The sequence below is a fragment of the Shewanella sp. SG41-4 genome, from assembly GCF_014164505.1.
GTDB lineage: Bacteria > Pseudomonadota > Gammaproteobacteria > Enterobacterales > Shewanellaceae > Shewanella.
In genome coordinates this window covers 1-2,100 of record NZ_JACJFI010000468.1, presented here as the reverse complement: position 1 = coordinate 2,100, position 2,100 = coordinate 1, and the positions used below count along the sequence as shown (strand labels likewise).

The following is a 2,100-nucleotide window of genomic DNA, read 5'->3' as shown; positions in this document are numbered from 1 at the left end:
ATTACTTTCCCGCGCAACATCAAATGGCGAGTAAACACGTGTGCCATTAACATATTCATTAAAAATATTAACGATATTAAGTTGAGATTTTACTTGGGACAATACCGCTTTTTTGTACCATCCGGTTTTGTCATCAAGGTCTGCTGCCCCGTTGTTTTTAATTAATTTTATTTGATTGGAACGAGGCGAGCCGGCAAAGATAATCTGATTTGATAGTGCGTCTATATCAGTAATAATACGATACATTGATTCTGTCGATTTTGACTTCACTATGTTATCAAACGACTTCAGTAAAATATGAACCGTTAATGGGTCTACTCTGGATGTGAATATCGAAATACATGATTGCCAGATGTTATTCATAGCCAAAATGTTACCGATTTTTTGTTTTTTATCTAAGCCTAAGGTGATTAAACTGGCAATAAGACGTTGTTGATATAATGATATATGATCAATATTCAATTGCCCTTGTTTTAGGTGTTGGCTGGCATAGTTAAAGCAAGATTTTAGCTCCGTATCCGTGGCGGTAAAATCATTTTCAAACAACATTTTAGGTAATTGAATACTTAACTTTTGCAAGTAGCGTTCTGTTGGCAGTGCAGATAAATGGGTCATTTATTCGAAATTCCCTTCAAGTGCGGCTTCAGCCTCAGTGATAGAAGGTGGAGTCATAATAAAACGAAAATCTATGCGACGATTGATAGGATCTGACATTGGCATATTATATTCATGGCCAGGTACAGGCCTGCCTTCACCGTATCCACTAACACTAATCACTGGCTGATTACTGTTATTTTTCATCTCTGCCAGAATTGATTCTTTTTTGGTGACTTCGCGGTATGTGAACATCGCCCTATGGGCTGATAATACCCAGTTGTCTTGGTATTTTTGTGCAAGCCAACCGGTAATAGGAACATTGTCGGTGTGACCTTCAATAAATATTGAATCAATTTTGCCCTTTGTATCGACAATACATCCATTGTCTATTGGTGGATTTGCGGCGTAACAAGGCAATATTGCCGCAATGACTTCAGCAACAATACCGAGACGTTCTACTTGAGTTTCATTCAAATCTGCAGCCCCAGTGTCAAACCTAATGGCATTTTCATTTAGTCTTAACACACCGTGCTCGATATCAATTTCGACATCGACATTTTTATCTGACAGAGATTTCTGAATATCGCTTAACATCTTAGAACGAGTTTCATTATTGCCTTTTAGTTTGTCGGTATAACGTTGTAATTCAGCATATTTATCTTCTTGCTCACGTGAAGCAATCAAAAAGTCGATAACAAAAATAGCCAACGTGATGATAAAAATGAACATCAGTCCTGACATAACGTCTGACACAGCCATCATGTAACTCGTGTCATCTTGATTTTTTATTCTCACGCTGCACCACTCAATCTAGTGTTTGTTTTGGCGATATCTTTCACTAGTAGATCAATCTCTTTAATCGCCTCTACTAAGTGGCCAGAAACTTTACTCGCATCGTGATCTAAAGCTGACATATGTTTGTTTGTTAAACTGGCATATTCGCCTAGCCCTAAATGCAATTGATTCATAGATGCTTCAATAGCTGACTTGATTCCGTCACCTAAATTACTGTGCTCGGATAGTGCTTGTTTAAGTTTTACTGCAGTTTGAGCTGAAGATTGGCTAAAGTCAGAAGCATTTTTAGCTGCGTCTTGAATACCTTTCAATAACTCTTGATAAGTTTTAGCTACCTCCGCTGAGGATTGATTTGCTTCGGTCATGTTTGACACACTCTCAGTCAAACTGTCTGAAGTTTTATTAAATGTAGTCAAACTTTTCTTTGTCACATCATGTAGCTTACCGATAACTTGGGCATTTCCTACCAGTTCTTTATTCAACTTACCCAGCTGTTCGACCACACTTGGAAACTCTTCCAACATAACCGCTAAATGACTTTCGGCATCAGAAATCTGTGACATAAATGAATCGACTTGTTGCCCTAAGCTATCTGATACTTTTGCTACGATATCTGGTAGAAGCTGCTCCATTAGACCCTGAAGTTGCATTGCCGATTGCTTGATACTCTGTTCAGTCGCATTGGTGATTCTTTCGGGAATATTAGCG

Annotated in this window: 3 protein-coding genes; all 3 read right to left on the bottom strand. The window is 38.3% G+C overall.

What is annotated here, in order from left to right; translation table 11 throughout:
* Positions 1-615: hypothetical protein (locus tag H5202_RS21190; protein ID WP_182773798.1), on the bottom strand; the 615-nt coding region annotated here is incomplete at its 3' end.
* Positions 616-1,392 (bottom strand): OmpA/MotB family protein, encoded by a 777-nt coding sequence (locus H5202_RS21185; RefSeq protein ID WP_220493956.1) that lies wholly within the window; start codon positions 1,390-1,392, stop codon positions 616-618. It lies immediately after the preceding gene.
* Positions 1,389-2,100 (bottom strand): hypothetical protein (locus H5202_RS21180; RefSeq protein ID WP_182773797.1); only part of this gene is annotated, 712 nt, incomplete at its 5' end. The genes H5202_RS21180 and H5202_RS21185, both read right to left, overlap by 4 nt.